The organism is Micromonospora sp. DT233, from assembly GCF_049841815.1.
Classification (GTDB): Bacteria; Actinomycetota; Actinomycetes; order Mycobacteriales; family Micromonosporaceae; genus Micromonospora.
In genome coordinates, this window is the sequence record NZ_JBNCLB010000024.1 from 1 (window position 1) to 18,860 (window position 18,860).

Sequence of the window (18,860 nt, forward strand, 5' to 3'; positions counted from 1 at the left end):
CCCTCCTCACGTCCAAACAAAACGATCCTCACGTCCAGCCGGTTACGCCCAACATCATTAAGTTAGGAGTTGTAAGTAGACTGCTGGACCGCGCCACCAGTGAGGACAGTAGTGCGTAGCGTGGCGGCCGAACAAGCGGTTACGGTCTGTCTGTTCTTGTGGCTCGGGGCGTGTGCTCCGTGAGCTTCACCGTCTATTGCGATGATCTTCGTGTTGGTCGGAAATCGGACGCTTGGAGGTAGGCCTGCGATGGACCCACTGATGGTTACTGCGGCCACGACGATCGTCGCGTGGACGACCACCGAACTCGCTCAGGGTGGCCGGCAGGCGGTGTCTGCGCTGGTTGATTTCCTGCGTGACCGCTTTCGTCGCGAGCCCGGGGCGCGGGACGTGATCGAGGGGATCGTGCATCATCCGTCGCAGGACGCAGCCCGTCGCCTCGCCGAGGTGCTGGATCACGAGGCACTACGCGATCCGGCGTTCGGCGCAGAGTTTCGCGCCCGATGGGAGCGGACCGACGCGGTCGTCACAGCGGACACGGGCGGCGTGGCGAACTCAATTTCCGGCGACGTCAGCGGGCCGGTGGTGCAAGCCCGTGAAATCCACGGCGGCATCTCCTTCGGCGGAGACACGGCACGACGCCGTACCTCTTCGTAGATTGTCGGGTGTCGTACGGTGCTCGGCATGACGCGAGCGCGGATTCTGCGCGATCTGTTGGCCAGCGGCCGGGAATGCGACGTGCGGCGTCTGGAGGAGCACGCCGTCGAGCTCCACCTGCCCGTGGCCGACGTGCTCGTGGTCGCGGGCCATCCGGTGCCGGGGCACCTGCTGCCACCGGAGCGCGACAGCAACGTCATGCGCGGCTTCGCCTACCGGGTGACGTACTGCAACCATCCACAGTTGGCGGCCCTTGGCGAATTCCTGCTCGCGCTCCCACGCGAGGGCACCACCCAAGAGCCTGCGCCGGCCCGCGATCCGGCAGCCCCGGATCCGTTCCCGGCCGTCCTGCAGGGCCTCATGCGTAACCGGGGCTTCGGGGTGCGGGAGTTCCCATTCGTCGGGCTCTCCGTGAGCACCATCCGGGGCATGCTGGGCGGGAGGAACCACCGGCTTTCGCAACTGCAGGCCGTGGCCGGGCCGCTGGGCTGGCGCGTGGCGGACCTGGCCGTGCTCGCGGACGAGCCGCTGCGACCCCTCGACTACGGCCCCATGTTCTGCCGGCACGTCGGCGCGGTGTTCCTGGCCGCCGTTGCCTGCACGACCGAGCAACTGGTGCGTGCCGCCCGCGAGGCGGACCGGCTGAGCGCCCGCGAGGACCACGGTGCCTGGCAGCCGGTCTCCGAAGGCATCCACGACTGCCCGGGCGGATGATGTCGTAAACGAATCAGCTCCAAAGGACCCGCAGGAGCATTCCCACCCGCAGCCCGGCACCCCGCCAGGGCCCCCGGAACTCCTGCTCGCAGCGCTGCCGCCCGATGCGCGATAGCCTCGTCGCGGGCGGGGGAAGGTGACCGTGGCCGGGTCGGCGAGTCGGGCGACGCGGCCCGTGGGCGCGGCGCTCCCTCAGAGGGCGACCGTGGCGGCCACGTCGTCGGCCACGTCGGCGTCCGTGGAGAAGGCCAGGTCGCGGCCGGCTTCCAGGGCCGCGAGGCGGTCCCGCAGGGCGGCGGTTGCCAGCGCGTACGCATCGGAGCCCAGCGTCAGGCGCAGCGGCGCGTCGGGCCGGTCGACGGAGGCGATGATGGCGGCGGCGATCTTCGCGGGGTCGCCGGGCGCGGGCAGCGGCGGCAGCTCGCCGGAGAGCATGCGCCGCAACTGCCCCGAGGGGCCGTCGGCGTACTCGGGCATGGGCGCGCCGAGCACCGCGCTGCCGGCGCCGAAGTTGGTGCGCGACACGCCGGGCTCGACGATGGTGACGCCGATGCCGAAGGGTGCGAGGTCGGCGGCGGCGGACTCCCAGAAGCCCTCGATGCCCCATTTTGTCGCGTGGTAGAGGCTCATGGCCGGGAACGCGATCTGACCGCCGACGCTGGCGACCTGGACGAACCGCCCGCCGCCCTGGCGGCGCAGGTGCGGCACGGCGGCGCGGGCGAGCTGGATGGAGGCGGTGAGGTTGGTGACGATCTGCCGGTCGATCTGCGCGTCGCTGAGCTCCTCGAACGCGCCGAAGAGTCCGTAGCCGGCGTTGGAGACGACGACGTCGACGCGACCGAGGTCGGCGAACGCCTGGTCGACGGCCTGCCGCAGGGCGGTGGTGTCGGTGACGTCCAGGGGTGCGCGCCAGAGCCGGTGGCCGTGGCGGGCCGCGAGGTCGTCGAGGGCTTCCACCCGGCGCGCGGTGGCGGCGACCCGGTCGCCGCGGTTGAGGAGCTGCTCGGTGAGCTTCCGGCCGAAGCCGGAGGACGTGCCGGTGACGAACCAGGTGCGGGGCATGGCCACTCCCTCTATGTAACTAACTGGATAGGTTCAGAATGCCCCACACCCTCTACGTAAGCAACCGGTTGGTTACCTATGATGGCCGCATGCCACCGAATGCCACCGCGACCAAGCGCCGACTCATGCAGGCGGCGGTCGACGAGTTCGCCGCGTACGGGCTGGCCGGCGCGCGGGTGGACCGCATCGCCGAGACCGCCGCCGCCAACAAGCGGTCGATCTACATGCACTTCGGGACCAAGGAAGAACTCTTCGACATGGTCGTCGCCGCCAGCCTGCTGGCGCTGGCGGAGGCGGTCCCGTTCGACGCCGATCACCTGCCCGGCTACGCCGGCGAGCTGTTCGACCTGCTGGACCAGAGTCCGCACGTACGCCGGCTGACCCTCTGGGCGGCGCTGGAGCGGTCCCAGCCCATCGCCGTCGAGGTCGAGGCGTACCGGGCGAAGGTCGACGCGGTCCGGGCCGCGCAGCAGGTGGGCCGGCTGCGCGCGGACATCCCGGCGGTGGAGCTGCTGGCCATGGTGCTCGCGCTGGTGACGAGCTGGGACACCGCCTCCTGGTCGTTGAAGGCGCTGCGCCCGGACGCCGGCCGGAGCGGCGGCCTCGACCGGCGGGCCATGGTGGAGGCGGCGGTCGCCGGGCTCGTCCGCCCGCCCACGATCCGGCCCTGAGGCGCGACGGGGGCCCCACCACGGCCGCGTCTCAGTCACGGTCCGTCCGGCCAGCCGGAAATGCGATCGCGGCGGTCGGTCGGCGTAGATCCGCTCGGGTCGTTGCCGCGGTCTGCCTCCGGTGCCCTTGATTCGGGGGATCTTGTCGACCAGGGGCATGAGTTCTGCGCCAACAGGTCATGCCCGACCCGAAGCCGAGTTCCTGGGGTAGGTACTCCCACGGGATCGCGGTGTAGAGCACGAACAGGATCCCGCACAACACCTTGCGGTCATCCAGGGGCTTACGCCCGGGGTGGCAGCGCCGCCGGGGCGGTCGAGCAGGCAGCAGCGGCGCGATCTCGGCCCACAGGTCATCCGAGACAACTTACGGCGCTGCTCACCCTTCCTCACGTCCAGACAGAACGACCCTCACGTTCAACCGGTTACGCCCAACATCATTCTGTTAGGAACTCTTGCCTCTGGTCAGGCACTTCCAGTGCTCTGCGGGCCTCGTCGACGGCATCGACGATCAACACCTTACGGTTGTCGTGGTCGCTGTACTGGCCGTGGAGTTCCACCCCGGCGGTGCTGAGCCGCTGCATCATTCGACCGAGAGCGCCGGGGATGTCGGCGTCGAGCTCCGCCACCAGCACCTCCCGAGCGACGACGGGCCCCAGGCCCGCCGCGACGAGGGCGCGACCGTGCAGAGCCGGGCCGGATCCGCGCTGACATACCGGCGGTCGAACTGCTCGCCATGGTGCTGGCACTGGTGACCAGCTGGGAAGCCGCCTCATGGTCCTTTAAGGCGCTGCACTCGGACGCCGGCCGCGCTGGCGGAAACGAGCGGCGGGGCTTGGTGGAGGCGGCGGTCGCCGGGCTCGTCCGGCCGCCCACGGCGATGGCCTGAGATCGACACGTCCGGGCGCTGAGCTTATGTGCTCGGTTGGCGCAGCAGATGCGAGGCGCGTTCCACGGCCTGCCCGACCTCGGCCGGGTCCACGGCGGTGACGATGACTCCATAGATCATCCGATGGGCGAGCAGCACGTCGTCCACGGTGAGGCGAGGGTCGACCAGCCCGGCCGCCTGCGCGCGCGGGAAGGTGTCGTGGATCAGGGCCTGGAGGCGGGTGCCGCCGGTGTAATCCGGCATGGTGCGCCGGGCGTCCACCGCCATTTCCACGAACGCGGCGGATTCCATGGTCATCTGGACCAGGCGGTCCCAGAGCCGGCCGAACGCGCCCGCGTCCGGCTCGGCGGCGATGGCCTCGAGCTGCGCGAAGTTCTCCTCGAACACCGCGAAGGCCAGGTCGAGTCGGGTGGGGAAGTGCCGGTACAGCACGCCTTGGCCGACCTGGGCGTCCTTGGCGATCGCGCTCAGTGGCACGTGGTAGCCGCGCGCGGTGAACAGCCGGCGCGCCGAGCGGAGGATCGCCAACCGATTCTCAGCGGCTGCGGCGGGGCCTCGATTGACGCGATCGCTGCTGGAGGGCATGCTGCACTATAACAACCGGACAAACTTGTCCGGTTGGATTGAAGGGATCAGCGATGACCGACACCACGGCGCAGTCCGCCGCCACGTTCGACCACTCGTACGACGTCGTCGTCGTGGGCAGCGGCGGGGCCGGATTCGCCACCGCCCTCGGTGCGATCGACGCGGGGCTGAGCGTGCTGATCATCGAGTCGAGCGACAAGTGGGGCGGCAGCACCGCCATGTCCGGCGGCGGCATGTGGCTGCCGAACAACCCCCTGATGCGCCGGGCCGGCGTCGGCGACTCCCGCGCGGAGGCGCTGGCCTACCTCGAGGCCACCATCGGCGACACCGGGCGCTCCACCTCCCGCGAGCGCAAGGAAGCCTTTGTCGACGGCATCGAGGACTTCGTCGTCACCGCCGAGAAGCACGGACTGGTCTTCGTCCGCTCCGCCGACTACCCCGACTACTACCCGGAGCTGCCCGGCGGGAAGATCGGCCGCGCGATCGAGGTGAAGCCGCTCAACTCGAAGGTCATCGGCGACTGGTGGAAGACCATCAGCGCCCCCGCCGGAATGCCGATCAAGACCGACGACGTGTGGCTGCTCGGCCGCGCCTGGTCCACCCCCGCCGGATTCGTCCGGGGCGCCCAGTTCGTCTTCCGCGCCCTCGGCGGCGTCGTGCGCGGCCAGCGGCTCGTCGGCATCGGCGCCGGGCTCTCCGCCGCGTTCCTGCACGCGGTGGTGCTCAAGAACAAGGCACCGCTCTGGCTCAACGCCCCGCTGGAGGAGCTGCTGGTCAGCGACGGCCGGGTCACCGGCGTACGAATCACCCGCGACGGGCAGCCCGTCACGGTGCGCGCCACCCGGGGCGTCATGCTGGCCGGCGGCGGATTCGACCGCAACACCGAGCTGCGGCGCAAGCACCACGGCATCGACGGCTTCAGCTCCGGCAACCCGGCGAACCTCGGCCGCCCGACCGAGGTGGCGCAGCAGGTGGGCGTCGCGGTCGAGCTGATGGACGACGCCTGGTGGGGCGCCTCCGTCGCCGCCACCGCCGGCCACGACCCGTCCTTCATCGTCGGCGAGCGCTCCCTGCCGTACTCGATCATCGTCGACGCCAACGGCGACCGCTTCACCAACGAGTCGCAGTCGTACGTCGACCTCGGCCACCAGATGCTCGAGCACGACAAGGACGGCGCGTACTGGATGGTCGCCGACACCCGGCACGCCCGCCGCTACCTGCGCACCTTCGCGCTGGACCCGAAGAACAACAAGGCGATGCGCGCCGCCGGCATCATGGCCAAGGGGCGCACCCTCGCCGAGCTGGCGGGCCGCATCGGCGTGGACCCGACGCGGTTGCAGGCCACCGTCGAGCGCTTCAACGGCTTCGCCCGCTCCGGCGTCGACGGCGACTTCGGGCGCGGGAACTCGGCGTACGACCGCTACTACGGCGACCCGACCGTGCACCCCAACCCCTGCCTCGGCCCGATCGAGAAGGGGCCGTTCACGGCCTTCAAGGTCGTCATCGGTGACCTCGGCACCAAGGGCGGGGTGCTCACCGACGCCGACGGCCGGGCGCTGCGCGAGGACGGCACGGTGATCGACGGGCTGTACGCGGCGGGCAACAACTCCGCCTCGGTGATGGGCCGCACCTACCCCGGCCCGGGATCCACCATCGGCCCGGCCGTGGTCTTCGGCATGCGCGCCGCCCGGCACATGGCCCGCACCGAAGCGTGAGCGCAACGGCGGGGCGGGGCCGGCATGGCCCCGCCCCGCCGCCGGATCACTCGCCGATGACGAACTGGGCGGTGCTGGTCGCGTCGTAGTTGACGCCGTACTTCACGGCGTGGTGGACGCAGTTGACCGTGACCGTCCGGGACGGGGCGGGCACCCCGCTGGTCGGCACGATCGGCGACCAGAAGTGCACGTCGACGAGCGCGCCGCCGTTCTCCGAGTCGTAGTCGGTCGTGGAGTAGCCGAGCACGTTGGCGTAGCAGCGCACGTTGATGTAGTCGGCGTCCACCCGGTCGTTGCCCCAGGTGGCGAGCCGGGAGTAGCCCCGGACCTTGATGCCGCCCGTGCGGTACGGCCAGGCCCCGTCGTGGCCCTCGTCGTCCTTCTGGATGACGCCCTGCAGGTTGTACGCCGGCGACGGCGGGGTCGTACCGCCGCCACCGCCACCACCGCCGTCCCCGCCGCCGCACTCCCCAGCGGGGCATTCGACATCCCAGGCGTGCGCCGGCCCGGCCACCGTGCCGGCACTGGCGAGGCAGGCCAGCAGGGCGATGGCGACGGTAGCAGTGCGTCTGAACACGTCTTCTCCTGTCAGCAGGCCCAGGACTGTCACCCTGGGCGCTCGATCGAGCACGAGAAGTATCCGGCCGCCCCCGGTGAACGTCACATCGACCGTGCGGCGCGCACATTGCCCCCGTCCGGCGTGCCTCTGTGCCCCGGACACCGCCCAACCCCCGCCGGACGGCGGAGCCCCCGCCGGTCGCGGGCGGTGGAGGCCCAGCAGCACGCTCCCCGACCCGTCAGCCGAGACCCCGGTGGGCGGCCCAGAGCGCGCCGGCCCGCCGCGCGGCGGCGTCGACCAGGGCGGTCAACTCCGGCCGGTCCGGCACCGGGAACGACACGTACGTGCCCCGACCACCGGCGATCGGCCGGCCGTACGCCTTCGCCGCGAGCCGCCCGTCGGGCAGCAGCCGAACGTTGAGCGTCATCAGCCGGAATTCCTCGCCGCGCCGGGTGTCGGTCCAGCGCAGGTGCTCCGGGATCACGACGTTGATCGCCAGGGCGGTGACCTCGACCGCCGCCTCGTCCGCCACGGTCGGATCCGCTCCGGTGGGGTCAGTCATTACGCCCGGCACCGCGCTCGGATGGATTGTTCATGTCCCCGGTCGACGGGGTGCCCTCGGCGAGTCCGTAGCTCAGGTGCACCGTCCCGGTCGGGCTGGCCACCGGCGGCGCGAGGAGGGTGACGTTCGTGGGCACCGCGCCCCCGTCGAAGAGCTTCTTGCCGACGCCGAGCACGATCGGGAACACCCAGAGGTTGAGCCGGTCGAAGAGCCGCTCCCGCAGCAGCGTCTGCACCAGGTTCAAACTGCCGACGACCTTCACGTGCTCGTGGCGGTCCCGGATCTCGTGCACCGCGGCGACCAGGTCCGGCCCGAGCTGGGTGGACCCGGCCCACGACAGGTCGGGCGTGCCGCGGGAGGCCACGTACTTCGGGATGCGGTTGAACAGCGTGGCGATGTCGTCGTCCTGGCCGCCCTCCTGCTGCGGCCAGTGGGCGGCGAAGATGTCGTACGTCCGGCGGCCCAGCAGCAGTGCGTCCGTGCCCTCGTACGAGGCGGCGATCTGCCCGCCGGAGACCTCGTCGAACAGGGGCACCTGCCAGCCGCCGAACGGGAAACCCTCCGGGTCCTCGTCGGGGCCGCCGGGCGCCTGCCCGACCAGGTCGAGCGTGGTGAACAGTTCGATGTGGATGAGACCCATGAGGACCGATCCTCTCACGGCCGTCCGGAATCTTCGGGCACCGCGCGGGGCCGGGCGCGGAAGGTGCTGCGGTACGCCTGCGGCGAGACCCCGCTGAGCCGTTTGAACTGCGCGCGGAAGTGCGCCGGCGAGGCGAAGCCGACGAGGTGGCAGATCCGGTCGACGCCGTGGTCGGTGCGTTCCAGCAGCTCCTGGGCGCGGCGGATGCGCACCCCGGTGACCCACTGCATCGGGGTGCGGCCGGTCTCCTCGTGGAAGCGGCGGTTGAGCGTACGCACGCTCAGCCCGGCGCGGGCGGCCACGTCGGCGAGCGTCAGCGGCTCGTCGGCGTGCGCCTCCAGCCACTGCAGCACGGACCCGAGGCCGGCTGGGGCGGCGTGCCCGCCGGGGCGCACGATGAACTGCGCCTGCCCGCCGTCGCGGTGCAGCGGGGCCACCGCCCGCCGGGCCGCGTCGGCGGCGACCGCCGCCCCGTGGTCGCGGCGCACCAGGTGCAGGCACATGTCCACCCCGGCGGTCGCCCCGGCGGAGGTGACGATCTGGCCGGTGTCGACGTACAGCACCTCGGGGTCGACCCGCACCGCCGGGAACGCCGCCGCCAACCGTGCGGCGGCGGCCCAGTGGGTGGTGGCCCGCCGGCCGTCGAGCAGCCCGGCGGCGGCGAGGGTGAACGCGCCCACGCAGATCGAGGCGATCCGGACGCCGGCGTGCGCGGCGGCCCGCAGCGCGTCCAGCGCCGCGCCGGGCACGGGCGCGCTCGGGTCGTACCGGCCGGGCACGACGATGGTCTCCGCGCCCGCGAGCGCGTCGAGGCCGTGGTCGACGGCGAGCCGCAGCGGCCCGGCGTCGACGACCGGCTCGCTGCCGCAGACCAGCACCCGGTAGCCGGGCCGGCCGTCCGGCAGCCGCACCCGGCCCAGCACCTCGATCGGCGTGGCCAGGTCGAACGAGATCGTGCCGGGCAGCGCCAGGACCATCACGGTGTGCACGGCGACCATCCTCGGGGCGGGGGGAGGGCGGGAGAAGGGCGTGGCAGGAAACAGGCGGACACTGGCAATCGTGCCACTGGCCGCCCCTGCCGGGCCGGCCGAGGATGATGGCCATGCTGGTGCAGATCGTGTTGTACGACGGGTTCGACCCGTTGGATGTCGTCGCCCCCTTCGAGGTCCTCGCCGCCGGTGGGGACGCGGCCGGGGGTGCCCTGTCGGTGGAGCTGGTCTGCGCCGACGGCCCCGGCGAGGTGGTCGGCGGCACCCGGGGCCTGGCCCTGCGGGCGACCGCGCCGCTGGACCCGGCCCGGCCCGGCTACGTGCTGGTGCCCGGGGTCGCCGGCCCCACCGTCGGCGACCCCGACGAGGGCGCGGTGACCATCCCGGTGCTGCTGGCCCGGTTCGCCGCCTCGACGGCGGTGCCGCCGCTGCGCGCCGCGTTCGACAACCCCGACGTGACGGTGGCGGGGGTCTGCGGCGGGTCGCTGGCGCTGGCGATGGCCGGGCTGATCGAGGGTCGCCACGCGGTCACCCACGTCCTCGGCATGGATCTGCTCGACGCCACGGGGGCGCGCGCGGTGCCCGCGCGGGTCGTCGACGACGGCGACCTGGTCACCGCCGGCGGCGTCACCTCCGGCCTGGACCTCGGGCTGCACATCCTGGAACGCGAGTTCGGCCCGCGCGTCGCGCACGCCGTGGAGACCCTCTTCGAGTACGAGCGGCGTGGCACCGTGTGGCGCGCGGCCGGCCACGCCCCCGTCACGGTCTGAAGGAGCGCACCCGTGCACCCGATCATCGGCACCTGGGACGTCCGCCTGAAGACTCCCATCGGCACGCTGACCGCCACGTACGTCTTCGTCGACGCGGGCGACCGGCTCGCCGGCACCGCGTCGACGGCGACACCCTGGCCGGGCACTCCCGCGCGGGGCGGCTGCCCCGCAGCACGGTCACCGGCACCCGTCGGGAATGGACGGTTCTGCCAGAATGCGGCGGTGAATGAACTGGAGCTGTTCCGGGCGGCCGCCCGCGAGGACATGTCCGACGAGGACATCGCGTGGTGGCTGCGCCTGGCCCGCCCCTGCCTGCACCTGGAGCGGGGCGGCGACGGGCCGGTGGTCGGCCACTTCGGCGGCCGGCCGGCGCTGCCCGCGTCGGTCGCCTGGCCCGCCGAAACCGTGCACCTGGCGTCGGTCGACCTCGCCGCGATCCCCCGCGACACGCTCGACCTGGGGCTGCCCGCCGACGGCACCCTGGTCTTCTTCTCGAAGACGCACATCGTGCCCGACGGCGGCCACGTGCTCCACGTGCCGGCGGGCACGGCCGTCACCGAGGCCGAGCCGCCCGCGGGCACCCCCAGCGTGTACGACCGCTTCCCCCTGCGGGCCACGCCGGACTGGAGCCTGCCCGAGTGCGCCGACGACAGCCCTCTCTACGTGGGGGAGCGGCGCGAGGACCAGACGATCTTCGAGTTTCACGGGTGACGGCGCTCGCGCCCGGCCCGGCCCGCAGCGGCTGACGTATCGTCCTCCGGTGATCCCTGCCCGCCGACGGCTAATCGTGGCCGCCGCCCTGTTGGTCTTCGAGGCAATGGCGTTCGCGCTCTTCGTGACCGAGTCTGTGACAGACGCGATCGTCCCCGTTGGCCTGACCTGCGTGTCGCTGTGGGTGCACGTCGTCCTGCACGAGTGCGGGCACCTCGTCGCGGCGAAGCTGCTGCGGCTGCCGGTCGTCGCGGTCCGGATCGCGCCTCTCACTGGGTGGCGCAGCGAGGTGGCCGTCCGGCCGGAGCTGTCGGCGACCGCGCTGCCGCTGCGGATGGTCCTCTTCTACCTCGGTGGCCCGCTGGCGAACCTGGGCACCGCCACGGCCCTCGGCACCGCGACGGCGGCGGCGGAGACGGCGTCGACACGCGTCGCGCTCTTCGGCGCAGCGCTCCTCGCGGCGCTGCTCGGGGTGGTCAACCTCATTCCCGGCACGTCCCCCCGCAGCGACGGCCGCAACCTGCTGCGCTGGCTCTCGGCGCCGACCGCGACCCGCGCGGCGCTGCAGGCGGCCTATCACCAGGAGGAGATGAGCAGGGCGGCTTGGCGAGGATGCGCGACACGTACGTCTTGATGGTCTCCTGGCTGATCACCAGTCGCGCCGCGATCTCGCCGCCGGAATCAGGCGCAGCACCTCCCGCTCGCGTGGGGTCAGCCCCACGTCGCCCGGTGCGCCCCCGGCGGCCGGATCCGCAGTGGCCCGGGGGTGCGGCTGACGACGGGCCGCCGAGGCGCGCGTCGCGCCCCGACGGCCCGGTGCCGTGCTCGCAGTCGTCAGCCGTTGTTGTCGATCAGGGTGGAGATCTGGTTGTAGATCAGGTGGGCCTTCGCGCCCTGGTTCGACGGGCAGCCGCCGAGGTGGTGCAGGGCGACCACGCGGTGGCTGCCGTTGAGCACCGGCGAGCCGGAGTTGCCGCCGGAGGTGTCACAGCTGTAGCTGATGTTCGAGGTGTTGTAGTTGGCGTTGCGCACGCTGCACGTCGTGCCGTTCTGCGTGTCCTCGTAGATCGACAGTCGCTTCGGGTTGCCGTCGCCGTGGCCGGGGATGTAGATCCGGGTGCCGTTGGTGGTGGCGGTCGTCGCCAGGTACAGCGTGCCGAAGCCCTGGATGCTGGCGAAGTTGTTCACCGAGTAGAGGGCATAGTCCAGCTCGCTGGAGCCGCCGCTGCTGACCTTGTAGAGGGTGGCGCCGCTGACCTTGGTGCCCGCGCCGGGGTTCGACCCGCCGCAGGTGGCGCACTGGTAGTTGAACTGCATCTCGCTGCCGCTGACGGCGGACTGGGTGGAGAAGCAGTGCTTGTTGGTCAGCATCCGGTTGGTGTTGCCGACCCGCCAGGTGGTGCACGCCCCGCCGCCGCTGATCAGCAGCTTGGCCACCGCCCGGCCCTTGGCGTACTCGGTGGGGTGGCTGCTCTGGTAGCAGACCACGTCGCGCCGGGCGTCGGTGCTGCACACCGACTGGGCGGAGAAGTTGTGCCGGGCGATCTCCGCCTGGTCGTAGCCGCGCCAGAACCGGTCGACGGTGGCGACGCCGGCGCGGGAGGCGCTGGAACCGTGCAGCGTCACCACGGCGGTGTCGCCGTCGATCGACATCGCCCAGAAGCCGGGCGCGCCGTCGGTGGTGAAGTCCGAGCCGGTCGCCCGGTTCAGCTCGCGGTCGTAGCGGTAGCTCTCCCGGCCGTCGGGGCTGGCGACGGTCACGTACTCGCCGGCGGCGAGGCGCAGCGCGCTGAAGTGCACCTTCACGTACGTCGCGCCGGGGTGCCGGATGATCTGCGTCCGGGCGTCCTGGGCGGTCGACGGCGAGCCGGCGACGGTGCGCAGCTCGCCGACCGTGGTGACGCCCTCGGCGGAGAACTGCTCCGCCTCGGGTGCCCGCTGGGACTCGGGCGCGAGCGGCTGGGCCGAGTACGCCTCGGCGGCGGGCACCGACAGCAGGCTCAGCCCCAGCGTGCAGGCACCGAGCGCGACCGCCGCCGTCCGCAGACGGCGCAGGGTTCGTTTCATCGTCGCTCCTCCCAAGCCCACCGCTCGGTGTGCTTCCCGCCTTCATACCCGAATAGATCGACACATGCAAATATCCCGATAGATTTCGAGTCTGTCGCCCCACGTCGTCGACCTGCGTAGGCTGAAGTGGACGGACACGTGGACGAAGGAGCACGATGAGCACGGTGAGCGACTGGAACATCAAGGTCGTCGAGGAGTTCCGGGCCAACTCCGGCCGCGTCGGCGGTACCTTCGCCGGCACGCCGTTGGTGCTGGTGCACCACCGTGGGCGCAAGACCGGCCGGGAGACGGTCAGCCCGCTGGCGTACCTGCCGCACGAGGCCGACGAGAACATCATCTACATCTTCGCCTCCAAGGCCGGCGCCCCGGATAACCCCGCCTGGTACTACAACCTCACCGCCGCGGGGGCGGCAACCGTCGAGCGGGGCACCGAGACGTACCAGGTCGTCGTGCGGGAACTCACCGGCGCCGAGCGCGACCGGATCTTCGACGAGCAGGCGCGCCGGTCCGCGGTCTTCGCCGAGTACGGCCGCAAGACCGAGGGCATCCGGACCATCCCGGTGCTGGAACTGACCCGCACCACCGTCGCGGCCTGACGCCGCAGGGGCAGGCACCGACTCGTGCATGTGTCCGCGTCGATCCTGCCCGGCGGCTCCGACCGGCACCCGGCCTGGCCCGATGGCCGCCGGGCAGAGACCCAGCCTTTCGGCGGGGCAGTGCGGGTCAAGGTGGTGACTCGGCGCGACCGGCAGTGCTGACAACTAGGCCGCAGGCTTACGGGGCGTGCTGAGTTCCGTGTCGCAGGCCAGGGTGAGCAGGCGATCCTGGTTCTCCTTCGACAGGGCGGAAGCGGGGACGCGGGTGACGGTGCCGGCGGGGTTCGTGGGAATCGAGAAGGCAAGCGTCGTCAGCGACTCCGAACCGGCGGGGGCAAGGGGGTCCAGGCACGGCACGGCGAGCACTGTCACGGTCACCGGAGCGATCCGCTGTTTGCGCAGGTGCCCGCGAAGAATTGAGGTGTCCCACTGCACGCTCAAGGAACCGTCGGACGTGACGGCCCCGCTACCGGGGATCTGCCGTAGCGGGGTTCCGGCTTCCAGCGCGGTGGGATCGGAGAGCGAGAGGGCGAAGCCGATGTTGAACGCGTGTGGTGCGCGTGCGACCAGGCCGACGACGTGGGGTGGCGTTCTACCGGATTCGTCAGGGATGGCCCTCGTGGTGAGCACGGCCTTGCCGGGCTGAGGTAGACCATGGGTGCACTGGTCGTCGCCGAGGTAATCGAGTGCGGAGTTGGGGCTCTGCGGAGCGAGGTAGGAACTGGAGACGAAACGCTTGTGCGGGGACTCGTCGGACAGCCAGCGGGCCAACGTGCGAGCTGGTTCCTCGCCGTGCCGGGCCGTCAGCAGCCAGCGGGTGTCGCTCCAGCCGTCCACCTGCGGGTCTTTCACCGGATCGCCGATGCAGTAACCGCTGAAGCCGAGCACGCAGCCTTTGTTGAAGCGGTCACTCTGGGTGAAACTCAGTCCTGGACCCCAGCGTGCGAAGTTGCCGTTGGGGCCTGTGGTGGTAGCCCGATAGGGAGTCTTATAGGTCTGGACGGTGGCGCAGGCGGGCAGGGGAAGATCTCCCGGAGTGGCGGGAGCGACCAAATTCAGCAGCCCGCCGATCACCGCGGGTAGACCCAGGACCGCGACGGCCGTGGTCAAGAGCGTGGACGGCATGCCTTCCCCGGTGGGCAACCGCACGCGTTGCCGGTACAACGCCGTACCGGTGATGACCACCATGGCGCTGATGACGATATCGACCAGGGCGATTCTCGACGAGCCGAAGAGGATCCCCTGGGTCACCAGCACCCAGCGGACGGTCATGAGGAGCAGGGCCAGCAAAGCTACCGCCAACACCACCGGCCATAGGGCCCGCTGGGTAGGGCCAGGCTCTCCAGGATCCTGACGAGTCCTGCTCCGCCTGAATCTCATATTGCCTCCGACTGTCATCGAGGCCGGAAATTGGCAGCGATTAGATCGATGGGCGCTCCGTGCCGGGATGCCCGTGGATGCGAAAACAGTGGTGAGCAACGGGCCTACTGGTCGACCACGATCACACGTATTACGTCCGCTGCCGAAGAGTAGGCGTCGTCTCGCAGCGTAGACGATCACCAGTGAAGCGGCGTCGTGAATCCGACTCGTGATCTGTCGAGGGCGCGCTGTTTCCACATCGGAATCGATGTAGCATGCCCACGATGATCAACTCCTTGGGGGCTGAACGATGAGGCGACCGCTCACGCTCGCGGAAATCCTGGTCCTGCTGGACGATCCACGCACCACAAGTGACCTGCAGCGCTACTTCGGCGCGCCCGGCCACCAGCCGTATACCGGTGCCTACTTCGAACGCCACGCCGGCGGTGGCGATCGAGCCGACGTGGCAAATGTGATCACCGCCGACGACCTGATAGCGATTGAGCTGCTGAGCGTACGCATTCCACCCCAGACGGCGTTGGACCTTCTGCAGGGAGAGCCAGGGCGCCGGCTCTCGGCGCAACTGGCCGCGATCCCATGCGCTGTCGAACTTGGCGACGAGAAGGCGCTGCCGTTGATCGCGCCCGATGGGCCCGCAGACCTCGCCTGGCATTTGCTGAGAGGCTTGCCCGGGATCGAGTGGGTCATCGCCGGCAAGCTGCTCGCCCGGAAGCGGCCCGCGCTCGTGCCCGTCTACGACGGTGTCGTCTCATGTGCGTTCGGCACCGGCACCAAGTTCTGGCAGTGGCTGCACGATCTGCTCGGTGCCGACGACGGCGTCCTGCGCCAGCGCCTCGACGAGTGTCACGCCAGGGCCGACCTGCCGGAACCGGTCAGCAGGCTGCGGACACTCGACGTGGTGTTCTGGATGCGCCACCGGGGTGAGCACCTGAAGAAAAGCTGCCCGGGATTGCGCTGACCACGCCGCCCGCGTCCCCACCGCTGGTGCCCGCGCCCAGGCCGGTGCGACGATCTTTCCGTCCCCGAGCCTGGCGAGGAGAGCGTGATGGTCAGTGACGTCGAGCTGGACGACTGTCGGCGGGTCGCCGAGGAGGCGGCGCGCGTGGGCGGCCGGGAACTGCTGCGGCGCTTCGGCGACCACGGCCGGGTCGACTACAAGAGCGCCCCCACCGACCCGGTCAGCGAGGCGGACCGGGCCAGCGAGGCGCGGATCGTGCAGTTGCTGCACGAACGCCGCCCCGACGACGGCATCCTCGCCGAGGAGGGCAGCGACCGGGTCGGCCGCTCCGGGCTGCGCTGGGTGCTGGACCCCCTCGACGGCACGGTGAACTACCTGACCGGGATCCCGTTCTTCTGCGTCAGCGTGGGCTGCGAGGAGCAGACCCCCTCCGGCTGGCGGCCGGTCGTCGGGGTGGTCCACGACCCGGTGCACGACGAGCTGTTCCACGCGGTGCGGGGGCGCGGCGCATACCTGGGGGAGAAATCGCTGGTCCGGCCCGCCGACCTCGGGCTGGATCAGGTCATCCTCGCCACCGGGTACGCCTACGACGTGGCCCACCGCAAGGTCCAGGCCGCCGTGGTCACCGACCTGGCCGGCGACGTGCGCGGGGTGCGGATGCTCGGCTCCACCGCGCTGGCCCTGGCCTGGATCGCCGCCGGGCGCTGCGACGCGTACGTCGAGGACCGCGCCTTCCCCTGGGACTGGGCGGCGGGCCTGGTGATCGCGACCGAGGCCGGCGCGGCCGTGGAGGTCAGCGGCAGCCGGGTGCTCGCCGCGCCCCCGAACCTGATCGACGACCTGCGCCCCCGGGTCGCCGCGCTGGGCTGACGGCAGCCCCCCCGATCGAGGCCGAGGGGTGCGGCGGCGGTCAGCCGACGGCGGTGGGGGAGGGGGTGGCGGTGCCGCCCTGCGGCGCCTCCGGGGCCATCAGCCGGATGATCTCCTTGCGGTCGGCGGTCGACGGCATCCCCCAGTCGGGGCGGTAACCGTAGGCCTCGCGCAGCGGCGTCGACGAGGTCCGGCCGTTGAGGATCTCCACCGTGTCGGCGTCGATCAGCCCCGGGTGCTCCACCCCGCACGCCTCCGCGACCTTGACCAGGTCCCGCCGCAGCGTACGCAGGTAGTTGGCCGCGCGCACCGACTTCAGCGCCGGGTCCAGGCCCCGGGCCAGCCACTGGTTCTGGGTGGCCACGCCGGTGGGGCAGGTGTCGGTGTGGCACTTCTGCGCCTGGATGCACCCGATCGCGAGCATCGCCTCCCGACCCACGTTGACCATGTCGCAGCCCAGCGCGAACGCCACCACCGCGTTGTCGGGCAGGCCCAGCTTGCCGGAGCCGACGAAGACCACCTCCTCGTGCAGCCCGCGTTCGGCGAAGACCTTGTAGACCCGCGAGAAGCCCTGCTGGAATGGCAGCGACACCGAATCCGTGAAGATCAACGGGGCGGCGCCGGTGCCGCCCTCGCCGCCGTCGATGGTCACGAAGTCGACCCCCCGACCGGTGTCGCGCATCAGGGTGGTCAGCTCCGTCCAGAAGTCGAGGTCGCCGACGGCGGACTTGATCCCCACCGGCAGCCCGGTCTCGGCGGCCAGCAACTCCACCCAGTCCAGCAGGCTGTCGCAGTCGGAGAACTCGGCGTGCCGCGACGGGCTGACGCAGTCGCGTCCCTGGGCGATTCCCCGGGTGGTCGCGATCTCGGCCGACACCTTCGCCCCGGGCAGCAGACCGCCCAGGGTCGGCTTCGCGCCCTGGCTGAGCTTCACCTCCAGCGCCCGCACCGGCGCACCGGCCACCACGTCCTTGAGCCGGGCCAGGTCGAAGCGGCCCCGGTCGTCACGGCAGCCGAAGTACGCGGTGCCGAGCTGGAACACCAGCTCACCGCCGCGCCGATGGTACGGCGACAGCCCGCCCTCGCCGGTGTTCTGCAGGCACCCGGCCAGCGCCGCCCCCCGGTTGAGCGCGGCGACGGCGTTGCCCGACAGCGAGCCGAAACTCATCCCGGAGACGTTGACCACCGACTCCGGGCGGAACGCCCGCGCCCGCCCCCGCGCCGCCCCGAGCACCTTCGCGCAGGGCAGCCGCACGTCGTGCCCGGCGGTCGGCGACGACGGCGGCACCGCCCGGCCGAACGTGCGGTGCTTGATGATCGGGTAACCGGCGGTGTACTCGATGTCGTTGTCGGTGCCGAAGCCGAAGTAGTTGTTCTCCTGCTTCGCCGAGGCGTACACCCAGCGCCGCTGGTCGCGGGTGAACGGCCGCTCCTCGTTGTTGCCGGCCACGATGTACTGCCGCAGCTCCGGCCCGATCGATTCCAACAGGTACCGGGCCCGGCCGATGACCGGGAAGTTGCGCAGCAGCGCGTGGTCGCGCTGCAGGACGTCACGGGCGGCCAGCGCCGCGACGGCGGCGGCGACGGCGGGTACGGCTCGACGGGCCCAATTCATGCCGACAGTCTCCCCGCGGCGGCCGAATTTCGCACGACCGGCACGGGGGTCCCGCGCGGTGCGCCCGAGTGCCGCCCTGCTTGCTCACCCTGGGTCAGATTCCGGCCGGGTGGGGCGCCGGACGGTATGCCACCTCGCCGCCTTTGCTCTGCTGCCGCCACCGCAACACCGGCACTGAACAGCCATTTCACCACTCGGGGCGCGGCGAGGAGCGGACATCTGGCCCGTCACGCTGCGCGATCGCCTTTCCCCGGTCAGCGCCCCCTCCCGGTCAGCCGCAGACTCCGGGGGCGGTGCCGCTGCCGCCGGTCCCGGCCGAGACGGGCCGTCGGCGCATCCGCGAGGGCCGGACCGGGCTCAGGGTCGCTGCTACCAGGCCTCGGCAGGGTTCCGGGTCGCAGCGGCGGCGCGGTAGGGTGCCCCGGTGACGGTGTTCCGGATCGGCGAGGCGGCCGAGCTGCTCGGCGTCAGCGCGGACACGGTGCGGCGCTGGGTCGACGCCGGCCGTCTCCCGGCGACCCGCGACGCGCACGGTCACCGGGTGCTCGACGGCGTCGACCTGGCCGGGTTCGTGCGCGCCGCGGCCGCAGCGCCCGAGGAGCACACGGAGCTGTCGTCGGCCCGCAACCGGCTGCGCGGCATCGTCACCGCCGTGCGCAAGGACACCGTGATGGCCCAGGTCGACATCCAGGCCGGGCCGTTCCGGGTCGTGTCGCTGATGAGCCGCGAGGCCGTCGACGACCTCGACCTGCGGGTCGGCTCGGTCGCCGTCGCGGTGATCAAGTCGACCACGGTGGTGGTGGAACGCCCGGCCCCGCAGCCGGCGCGCGGAAGGCCCGGCGGGTGACCGCCC

The 18,860-nt window shown here is 71.6% G+C and carries 20 protein-coding genes and 2 pseudogenes; 10 read left to right on the plus strand and 12 right to left on the minus strand.

Translation table 11 applies throughout. The annotated features are described in order from the left end of the window. Nucleotides 1-249: 249 nt before the first annotated feature. Both ACLQ2V_RS27605 and ACLQ2V_RS27610 read left to right on the plus strand, forming a co-directional pair. Nucleotides 250-657, plus strand: coding sequence for a hypothetical protein (locus ACLQ2V_RS27605; RefSeq protein WP_425721541.1), 408 nt, complete (start codon nucleotides 250-252; stop codon nucleotides 655-657). 27 nt (nucleotides 658-684) lie between these two features. Then, nucleotides 685-1,371 (plus strand): hypothetical protein, encoded by a 687-nt coding sequence (locus tag ACLQ2V_RS27610; RefSeq protein WP_425721543.1) that lies wholly within the window; start codon nucleotides 685-687, stop codon nucleotides 1,369-1,371. Nucleotides 1,372-1,563: 192 nt separating this feature from the next. Here the strand turns inward: ACLQ2V_RS27610 and ACLQ2V_RS27615 are convergent, their stop codons facing one another. Beyond that, a complete protein-coding gene (locus ACLQ2V_RS27615) occupies nucleotides 1,564-2,433 on the minus strand; it encodes an SDR family oxidoreductase (protein ID WP_425721545.1) in 870 nt (289 codons plus the stop codon). Between the two features lie 89 nt (nucleotides 2,434-2,522). On the opposite strand from ACLQ2V_RS27615, the gene ACLQ2V_RS27620 reads away from it, so the two are divergent. Beyond that, nucleotides 2,523-3,104, plus strand: a complete 582-nt coding sequence (locus tag ACLQ2V_RS27620) for a TetR family transcriptional regulator (protein WP_425721547.1) — start codon at nucleotides 2,523-2,525, stop codon at nucleotides 3,102-3,104. 163 nt (nucleotides 3,105-3,267) lie between these two features. Here ACLQ2V_RS27620 and ACLQ2V_RS27625 read toward each other — a convergent pair. The 3 genes and pseudogenes from ACLQ2V_RS27625 to ACLQ2V_RS27635 form a co-directional block, all read right to left on the minus strand. Continuing rightward, nucleotides 3,268-3,453, minus strand: a pseudogene (locus tag ACLQ2V_RS27625) (transposase); the annotation flags it as partial. 85 nt (nucleotides 3,454-3,538) lie between these two features. Beyond that, a complete protein-coding gene (locus tag ACLQ2V_RS27630; RefSeq protein ID WP_425721549.1) occupies nucleotides 3,539-3,730 on the minus strand; it encodes a hypothetical protein in 192 nt (63 codons plus the stop codon). Between the two features lie 284 nt (nucleotides 3,731-4,014). Next, nucleotides 4,015-4,518 carry a TetR/AcrR family transcriptional regulator gene (locus ACLQ2V_RS27635; protein ID WP_425721551.1) on the minus strand — a complete coding sequence of 168 codons (504 nt, stop codon included), beginning with the start codon at nucleotides 4,516-4,518 and terminating at the stop codon, nucleotides 4,015-4,017. Nucleotides 4,519-4,628: 110 nt separating this feature from the next. On the opposite strand from ACLQ2V_RS27635, the gene ACLQ2V_RS27640 reads away from it, so the two are divergent. Further along, on the plus strand, nucleotides 4,629-6,290 hold the full coding sequence (locus tag ACLQ2V_RS27640) for an FAD-binding protein (RefSeq protein WP_425721553.1): 1,662 nt from the start codon (nucleotides 4,629-4,631) through the stop codon (nucleotides 6,288-6,290). Nucleotides 6,291-6,336: 46 nt separating this feature from the next. On the opposite strand, the gene ACLQ2V_RS27645 is transcribed toward ACLQ2V_RS27640, so the two are convergent. The 4 genes from ACLQ2V_RS27645 to ACLQ2V_RS27660 all read right to left on the minus strand — a co-directional run bounded on the left by ACLQ2V_RS27645 (nucleotide 6,337) and on the right by ACLQ2V_RS27660 (nucleotide 9,028). Continuing rightward, a complete protein-coding gene (locus ACLQ2V_RS27645) occupies nucleotides 6,337-6,867 on the minus strand; it encodes a hypothetical protein (RefSeq protein ID WP_425721555.1) in 531 nt (176 codons plus the stop codon). Nucleotides 6,868-7,087: 220 nt separating this feature from the next. Continuing rightward, nucleotides 7,088-7,411, minus strand: a complete 324-nt coding sequence (locus tag ACLQ2V_RS27650; protein ID WP_425721557.1) for a hypothetical protein — start codon at nucleotides 7,409-7,411, stop codon at nucleotides 7,088-7,090. Further along, nucleotides 7,404-8,051, minus strand: a complete 648-nt coding sequence (locus ACLQ2V_RS27655; RefSeq protein ID WP_425721558.1) for a dihydrofolate reductase family protein — start codon at nucleotides 8,049-8,051, stop codon at nucleotides 7,404-7,406. The genes ACLQ2V_RS27650 and ACLQ2V_RS27655 overlap by 8 nt, the downstream gene beginning before the upstream one ends. 14 nt (nucleotides 8,052-8,065) lie before the next feature. After that, nucleotides 8,066-9,028 carry a GlxA family transcriptional regulator gene (locus ACLQ2V_RS27660; protein WP_425721586.1) on the minus strand — a complete coding sequence of 321 codons (963 nt, stop codon included), beginning with the start codon at nucleotides 9,026-9,028 and terminating at the stop codon, nucleotides 8,066-8,068. Nucleotides 9,029-9,144: 116 nt separating this feature from the next. Between ACLQ2V_RS27660 and ACLQ2V_RS27665 the strand changes: the two genes are divergently transcribed. After that, nucleotides 9,145-9,810 (plus strand): DJ-1/PfpI family protein, encoded by a 666-nt coding sequence (locus ACLQ2V_RS27665; RefSeq protein ID WP_425721560.1) that lies wholly within the window; start codon nucleotides 9,145-9,147, stop codon nucleotides 9,808-9,810. Between the two features lie 12 nt (nucleotides 9,811-9,822). Next, nucleotides 9,823-10,521: a hypothetical protein gene (locus tag ACLQ2V_RS27670; RefSeq protein WP_425721562.1), complete on the plus strand. Its 699-nt coding sequence runs from the start codon at nucleotides 9,823-9,825 to the stop codon at nucleotides 10,519-10,521. 482 nt (nucleotides 10,522-11,003) lie between these two features. Here the strand turns inward: ACLQ2V_RS27670 and ACLQ2V_RS27675 are convergent. Together ACLQ2V_RS27675 and ACLQ2V_RS27680 are read right to left on the minus strand one after the other, a co-directional pair. Beyond that, nucleotides 11,004-11,239 (minus strand): annotated as a pseudogene (locus ACLQ2V_RS27675) (response regulator transcription factor); the annotation flags it as partial. A 116-nt stretch (nucleotides 11,240-11,355) separates the two neighbouring features. After that, nucleotides 11,356-12,588, minus strand: a complete 1,233-nt coding sequence (locus tag ACLQ2V_RS27680) for a trypsin-like serine peptidase (protein ID WP_425721564.1) — start codon at nucleotides 12,586-12,588, stop codon at nucleotides 11,356-11,358. A gap of 155 nt (nucleotides 12,589-12,743) precedes the next feature. Here ACLQ2V_RS27680 and ACLQ2V_RS27685 point away from each other — a divergent pair, with 155 nt between their 5' ends. Continuing rightward, a complete protein-coding gene (locus ACLQ2V_RS27685) occupies nucleotides 12,744-13,184 on the plus strand; it encodes a nitroreductase/quinone reductase family protein (RefSeq protein ID WP_425721566.1) in 441 nt (146 codons plus the stop codon). 165 nt (nucleotides 13,185-13,349) lie between these two features. Here the strand turns inward: ACLQ2V_RS27685 and ACLQ2V_RS27690 are convergent, their stop codons facing one another. Continuing rightward, nucleotides 13,350-14,474 (minus strand): hypothetical protein, encoded by a 1,125-nt coding sequence (locus tag ACLQ2V_RS27690; RefSeq protein WP_425721568.1) that lies wholly within the window; start codon nucleotides 14,472-14,474, stop codon nucleotides 13,350-13,352. A 379-nt stretch (nucleotides 14,475-14,853) separates the two neighbouring features. Here ACLQ2V_RS27690 and ACLQ2V_RS27695 point away from each other — a divergent pair, with 379 nt between their 5' ends. Beyond that, nucleotides 14,854-15,522 (plus strand): DUF6308 family protein, encoded by a 669-nt coding sequence (locus tag ACLQ2V_RS27695; protein WP_425721570.1) that lies wholly within the window; start codon nucleotides 14,854-14,856, stop codon nucleotides 15,520-15,522. A gap of 87 nt (nucleotides 15,523-15,609) precedes the next feature. Continuing rightward, on the plus strand, nucleotides 15,610-16,392 hold the full coding sequence (locus ACLQ2V_RS27700; RefSeq protein WP_425721572.1) for an inositol monophosphatase family protein: 783 nt from the start codon (nucleotides 15,610-15,612) through the stop codon (nucleotides 16,390-16,392). Between the two features lie 40 nt (nucleotides 16,393-16,432). On the opposite strand, the gene ACLQ2V_RS27705 is transcribed toward ACLQ2V_RS27700, so the two are convergent. After that, entirely contained in the window at nucleotides 16,433-18,007 is a 1,575-nt protein-coding gene (locus tag ACLQ2V_RS27705; RefSeq protein ID WP_425721574.1) for a glutamate synthase-related protein, read from the minus strand. A 424-nt stretch (nucleotides 18,008-18,431) separates the two neighbouring features. Between ACLQ2V_RS27705 and ACLQ2V_RS27710 the strand changes: the two genes are divergently transcribed. Next, nucleotides 18,432-18,854, plus strand: a complete 423-nt coding sequence (locus ACLQ2V_RS27710; protein ID WP_425721576.1) for a TOBE domain-containing protein — start codon at nucleotides 18,432-18,434, stop codon at nucleotides 18,852-18,854. Nucleotides 18,855-18,860 lie beyond the last annotated feature (6 nt).

Excerpts from the sequence above, each read along its gene's own strand:
- ACLQ2V_RS27605 (WP_425721541.1), top strand. The coding sequence starts at position 250 with ATGGACCCACTGATGGTTACTGCGGCCACGACGATCGTCGCGTGGACG.
- ACLQ2V_RS27610 (WP_425721543.1), top strand. The coding sequence starts at position 685 with ATGACGCGAGCGCGGATTCTGCGCGATCTGTTGGCCAGCGGCCGGGAA.
- ACLQ2V_RS27615 (WP_425721545.1), bottom strand. The coding sequence starts at position 2,433 with ATGCCCCGCACCTGGTTCGTCACCGGCACGTCCTCCGGCTTCGGCCGG.
- ACLQ2V_RS27620 (WP_425721547.1), top strand. The coding sequence starts at position 2,523 with ATGCCACCGAATGCCACCGCGACCAAGCGCCGACTCATGCAGGCGGCG.
- ACLQ2V_RS27640 (WP_425721553.1), top strand. The coding sequence starts at position 4,629 with ATGACCGACACCACGGCGCAGTCCGCCGCCACGTTCGACCACTCGTAC.
- ACLQ2V_RS27650 (WP_425721557.1), bottom strand. The coding sequence starts at position 7,411 with ATGACTGACCCCACCGGAGCGGATCCGACCGTGGCGGACGAGGCGGCG.
- ACLQ2V_RS27655 (WP_425721558.1), bottom strand. The coding sequence starts at position 8,051 with ATGGGTCTCATCCACATCGAACTGTTCACCACGCTCGACCTGGTCGGG.
- ACLQ2V_RS27660 (WP_425721586.1), bottom strand. The coding sequence starts at position 9,028 with ATGGTCCTGGCGCTGCCCGGCACGATCTCGTTCGACCTGGCCACGCCG.
- ACLQ2V_RS27665 (WP_425721560.1), top strand. The coding sequence starts at position 9,145 with ATGATGGCCATGCTGGTGCAGATCGTGTTGTACGACGGGTTCGACCCG.
- ACLQ2V_RS27680 (WP_425721564.1), bottom strand. The coding sequence starts at position 12,588 with ATGAAACGAACCCTGCGCCGTCTGCGGACGGCGGCGGTCGCGCTCGGT.
- ACLQ2V_RS27685 (WP_425721566.1), top strand. The coding sequence starts at position 12,744 with ATGAGCACGGTGAGCGACTGGAACATCAAGGTCGTCGAGGAGTTCCGG.
- ACLQ2V_RS27695 (WP_425721570.1), top strand. The coding sequence starts at position 14,854 with ATGAGGCGACCGCTCACGCTCGCGGAAATCCTGGTCCTGCTGGACGAT.
- ACLQ2V_RS27700 (WP_425721572.1), top strand. The coding sequence starts at position 15,610 with ATGGTCAGTGACGTCGAGCTGGACGACTGTCGGCGGGTCGCCGAGGAG.
- ACLQ2V_RS27705 (WP_425721574.1), bottom strand. The coding sequence starts at position 18,007 with ATGAATTGGGCCCGTCGAGCCGTACCCGCCGTCGCCGCCGCCGTCGCG.